This window comes from Halorubrum sp. AJ67 (genome assembly GCF_000513435.1).
Genome location: NZ_CBVY010000010.1, coordinates 91,369 through 96,257 on the forward strand (window position 1 = coordinate 91,369; position 4,889 = coordinate 96,257).

Annotated in this window: 2 protein-coding genes and 2 pseudogenes (1 of these 4 running past the window's edge); 3 read left to right on the top strand and 1 reads right to left on the bottom strand. The window is 64.0% G+C overall.

Annotated features, from left to right (window positions below; all coding sequences use genetic code 11):
* Positions 1-505: pseudogene (locus BN903_RS09795) on the top strand (S26 family signal peptidase); the annotation flags it as partial.
* A 62-nt stretch (positions 506-567) separates the two neighbouring features.
* Here the strand turns inward: BN903_RS09795 and BN903_RS09800 are convergent.
* Positions 568-2,496 (bottom strand): Cdc6/Cdc18 family protein, encoded by a 1,929-nt coding sequence (locus BN903_RS09800; RefSeq protein ID WP_048077555.1) that lies wholly within the window; start codon positions 2,494-2,496, stop codon positions 568-570.
* Positions 2,497-3,509: 1,013 nt separating this feature from the next.
* Here BN903_RS09800 and BN903_RS09805 point away from each other — a divergent pair.
* Both BN903_RS09805 and BN903_RS09810 read left to right on the top strand, forming a co-directional pair.
* On the top strand, positions 3,510-4,805 hold the full coding sequence (locus tag BN903_RS09805) for a CaiB/BaiF CoA-transferase family protein (protein WP_048077556.1): 1,296 nt from the start codon (positions 3,510-3,512) through the stop codon (positions 4,803-4,805).
* Positions 4,795-4,889, top strand: a pseudogene (locus tag BN903_RS09810) (thiolase C-terminal domain-containing protein) (it continues 1,020 nt past the right edge of the window). The gene BN903_RS09805 and the pseudogene BN903_RS09810 overlap by 11 nt, the downstream one beginning before the upstream one ends.

The window sequence follows — 4,889 nt, forward strand, 5'->3', positions numbered from 1 at the left end:
GCTCGCGCCGGACGCGGCGGACAACGGTGTCGGCGTCGTGACCCACGAGACGGGGGAGTCGGTCGGCTACCGGACGTTCGGGTCCTACGGGTCGGTCGTGATATACACCCCGCCGGGGCGGACCGGATCGCCGATCATCCACCGAGCCATGTTCCACGTTACCGAGGGAGAGAACTGGTACGACCGCGCCGACGAGCGGTATCACAACGCCGTCGACTGCGAGTCGCTCGCGAACTGTCCGGCACCGCACGACGGGTACGTTACGCTCGGAGACAACAACGGGGCCTACGACCAGGCCAGCGGTCTCTCGCCGCCGGTCAGGGCCGAGTGGGTGAACGGGGTGGCCCGACTCCGCGTCCCGTATCTCGGGTACATCCGCCTGATCGCGACGGGACAGGTGGAGTTGAGCGAGGCGATAGCGCAGACGGTGGGCGCAGGGATCCCGGCCCCGGATGCGTCGGGGGCGGCGCAGGCGTCGCTCGGGGCGTCGAACCCCGCGGCCTGATATCCTTTCGACGGGTTCGTTTCGACTCGACGCGCGTGTCGAGAAGTGCGGGGCGGACGGCGTCAGTTGTCGAACCGCGCCTGAACGAAGGGCTGTGCGTTCTCGATGTCGCCGAGTCGCGAGTCCGACAGGAGGACTGCCTCGGTCTCTTCGACTGGAACCGACAGGCCCATCTCCTTCGTCCGACCGTAGCGCCCCTTCGAGACGACGACGGCGTTGACGATACCGAGCATGTCGAGTTCGCTGATGAGGTCGGTGACGCGTCGCTGAGTCAGGACGTCGGCGTCAATCTCCTCGCAGAGCCGCTTGTAGATGTTGAACACCTCCCCGGTGTTGATGTTGTGGACGCCGTTCTTTTCGAGGAGAATAACGGCGAATAAGACGATCTTGCTCTGCGTGGGGAGGGTGCGGACGACCTCGACCACGCGGTCGAGTTCGATCTTGTCTTGGGCCTGTCGGACGTGTTTCTCCGCGACGATCTCCGCTTGCGAGCGCTCCGCGAGTTCGCCCGCGGTGCGGAGGAGATCCAGTGCTCGGCGGGCGTCACCGTGCTCCTGCGCTGCGAACGCCGCACACAGGGGAATCACGTCATCGGTGAGCGCGTCGGGTTTGAACGCGGTGTCGGCGCGGTGTTGGAGGATGTCTCGGAGCTGGTTGGCGTCGTACGGCGGGAAGACGATCTCCTCCTCGCCGAGGCTCGACTTGACGCGGGGGTCGAGGAAGTCGGTGAACTTCAGGTCGTTCGAGATCCCCATGATCGAGATGCGCGAGCGGTCGAGTTCGGAATTCATCCGCGAGAGATTATAGAGGGTGTCGTCGCCGCTTTTCTCGACGAGCTTGTCGATCTCGTCGAGCATGATCACGACCACGCGCTCGTGGTAGTCGACCGCCTCGAAGAACGTGGAGTAGACGCGGTCGGTGGGCCATCCGGTCATCGGGACCTCCTCCATCTCGTCGGCGTCGGCTTCGAGTTCGTCGATCCGCTCGTCGAGTTCCTCGACCGAGTCGAACTCGGTACCGGCGAGGGCGGTCGCGTCGCCGCTCGGCCGGCCGTCGGCGTCAGTCGCGTCGTCGCGGAGGGCTTCGAGGCGGTCGAGTTCGTCGGCGATGACCGCCTGATTCTCCTCGATGAAGGTGTTCGCGAGCTGGGCGAGGACCCGGTACTGGGTGTCGGTCACCTCGCAGTTGATGTACTCGACCTCACAGGGGACGTCGTACTTCTGGGAGGTGGATTCGAGCTCCTGTGAGACGAACTTCGCCGACGCCGTCTTTCCGGTTCCCGTCTTCCCGTAGATGAGGATGTTCGACGGGGTCTCGCCGCGGAGCGCGGAGACGAGGATCGTCGCCATCCGGTTGATCTGGTCGTTCCGGTGCGGGAGTTCGTGCGGGGTGTACGAGGGGCGGAGGACTTCCTTGTTCTCGAAGATCGGCTCGCCGGAGAGGAGGTCGTCGAACAGGCCTTGGTTCTCGTCGTCGTCGAGAACGACCCCGTCGAGGTCGACGTCGGGAGACGACCGGTCGCGCCCGCCGTTATCGATCCCCTTCGTTTCCGGTGCGGCCGTTGCCTCGGGTCCGGCGTCGGTCGAGAGCTCTGATCCGGGGGTCGGTTCTGAGTCGGGGTCCGATACGTCCGGGTTCGACCCCACGTCGACGTCGAGGTCGGAACCGATGTCGAGGGAGGAGTCGTCACCGTCGGTGGTAGACCCGTCTTTGAGTTCGGAGCTATCGTCGAGAGTGGGGTCGTCGTCGAGAGTGGGGTCGTCGCCGAACTCGGAGTCGTCATCGGAGCCGAAATCGGGGTCGCTGTCGGGGTCGCCGTCGGACCGGGATCGACCGTCGAGGCCGGAGGCGTCGCCCTCGGAGTCACTCGGGTCGGGATCGTCCGGATCGGAGTCGCTGCTACGGTCCGGCTCGGTCTGGTCGTCCGGGTCGGTCCCGTCGGCCGGATCAGTGCCGTCGTCAGCCCGCGGTGTGTGATCGCCTTCGTCCATGTGAACCCCTCCGTTTCAGGTGGAGACGATCGAGCAACTCGGTTCTCACGCCGTCTCCAGCCGGATATGCGGATATGTGGTCGAAATGCGGACCGACCACGTCCAGTTGATACACTCGAAGCGAACGAAGAGACGGTACAAAAGTGTTGCTCTCTGGAGTTGAAACGACCCTCTCTCGGTGGCATCCACGTTACGCCGGGAAGATGTCGGGTCGATCGGGAGCGTTCAGGCCCAACGACGGAGCGTTTGAGTCCGATGAGAGAAGGGAGAAACGAGGAGACGAAGCACCGAGGGCGGCTTCCCGTGGAACGACGCCGTGGCCGCGGTTGGACTCGTTCCTCCGTATTCGACGTGTCGGTCACTACGCGTATTCGCAGTCGGGCATCGGTCCGGTCGTTGGCCTCTGTGCCGGGAGCCGTCGGTGGGGTTTCAGCGGTCAATCGGATCCCGTCGATTATTCTTCTTTCGGGGTGTCGGATCTCCTTCTCTCGGAGTGTTGGTGGACTGTCTCCCGAACCGCCGGCCCGTCGTCTTCTGTACCGTTCCCCTTGCCGCGGTGATAGTATCGATCGGGAACCCCCACACCCCTTTGTTTCGGGTGGAACGCCGAACAGGTGGGGGAGGGGTCAGGGGCGGCTAATATATCGGTGGTTTTAATGCAAAATATTGTGAACAGTACCCTTGACAATCCTCTCAAAATTATATTAGTAGTAGTGTAGTTATTTTATTGTTTTTCGTATCAGTATTTACTGTTAGTACAGCGACCGCCGTCCACAGACCACTGACCACCCACACCCCAACCCGGGTTTCCACCCGAAACGAAGGGGTGGGGGGGAGGACTTCCTCCACGTCCCCACCGTGATCAGTGTCCACGGGAACCGACGGTGACGGCTATCGGTCACCCACTCGGCGACGCATCGTATATCATGGTCGACGCCGATAGTTTTACCATCCGGTAAACAAACTGTACGGACACCAATGAGACGAACGCGCACGTCAGCCGAGGTGGTTCGATGACCGACGCCGACGGTTCCGACGCCGACGGTTCCGACGCCGACAATTCCACGAGTCGAACCGCCGGCGGTCCCGCGAACGGCGGAAAGATCCTCGAGGACGTCACCGTCCTCGACCTCTCGACGTTCGTCACCGGCGGCTTCTGCTCGGCGATGCTGGCGAACCAAGGGGCTGAGGTCGTCAAGATCGAACAGCCCGGCTACGGCGACGCCGTCCGCCACTCGGGTCCGCCGTTCATCAAGGGAGAGTCGCCGTACTACTGGACGCTGAGCTACGGGAAGAAGAGCCTCGAACTCGACCTGAAAAACGACGACGCCAAGGAGGCGCTGTACGAGCTGGTCGAGGAGGCGGACATCTTCATCCAGAACTTCCGCCCGGGCACCGCCGAACGGCTCGACGTCGACTACGACACGCTTACCGAACGCAACGAGAACCTGATCTACCTCGCGATCTCCGCGTTCGGCCAGACCGGGCCGTGGCGCGAGCGGTCCGGGTACGACCTCCTCATTCAGGGGATGAGCGGGATCATGAGCGTCACCGGCGAGGCGGACCGGCAGCCGGTCAAGGTCGGACTTCCGATGACGGACCTGATCACGGCGATGTGGGCCGCCTTCGGCGCGACCACCGCCCTCTACCGGCGCGAGCGGACCGGCGAGGGCGAGTACATCGACCTCGGCATGCTCGAAGCCACCCTGCCGTGGCTCACCAAGCAGGCCGGCATGGTGTTCGCCGGCGAGGAGACGAAACGCATGGGAACCAAGGATCCCGTCCTCGCCCCGTACCAGACGTTCGAGACGAAAGACGGGTTCATCAACATTTGTATCCTCAACGAGAAGCTCTGGGGCGAGCTCTGCGAGGCGCTCGACCGCCCGGACCTCCCCGAGGACGACCGCTTCGAGACCAACGCGGACCGCGTCGAACACCTCGACGAACTCGAAGCGGAGATCGAGGCCACGCTCGCCGACAAGACGACCGACGAGTGGATCGAGGTCATCGCCGAGGACGCCGGCGTCCCGGCGGGTCCCGTCTACAGCGTCGAGGAGGCGCTCGACAACCCCCAGATCAACGCCCGCGGGACCGTCACCGAGATCGACCACCCCGAACTCGGCGAGGTGCCCGTGATCGAACACCCGCTCAAGTTCCGCAACGCCGAGAGCGGGTTCGAACTCCCCCCGCCGCTTTTGGGCGAACACAACCGTGAGGTGTTCCGCGACCACGGCTACTCCGAGGACGAGATCGACCGACTCGCGGAACTGGGCGTGTTCGGCGACGACGCCGGCGAGAATGCCGACTGACGTCCGCGTCAGCGGTGTAGGAATGACCCCGTTCGAGAGCGACTCCCGCCGTTCGCTCACCGATCTCGCGGCCACGGCCGCCGA

Coding starts and splice junctions, on each gene's coding strand:
- BN903_RS09800 (WP_048077555.1), bottom strand. CDS start 2,496: ATGGACGAAGGCGATCACACACCGCGGGCTGACGACGGCACTGATCCG.
- BN903_RS09805 (WP_048077556.1), top strand. CDS start 3,510: ATGACCGACGCCGACGGTTCCGACGCCGACGGTTCCGACGCCGACAAT.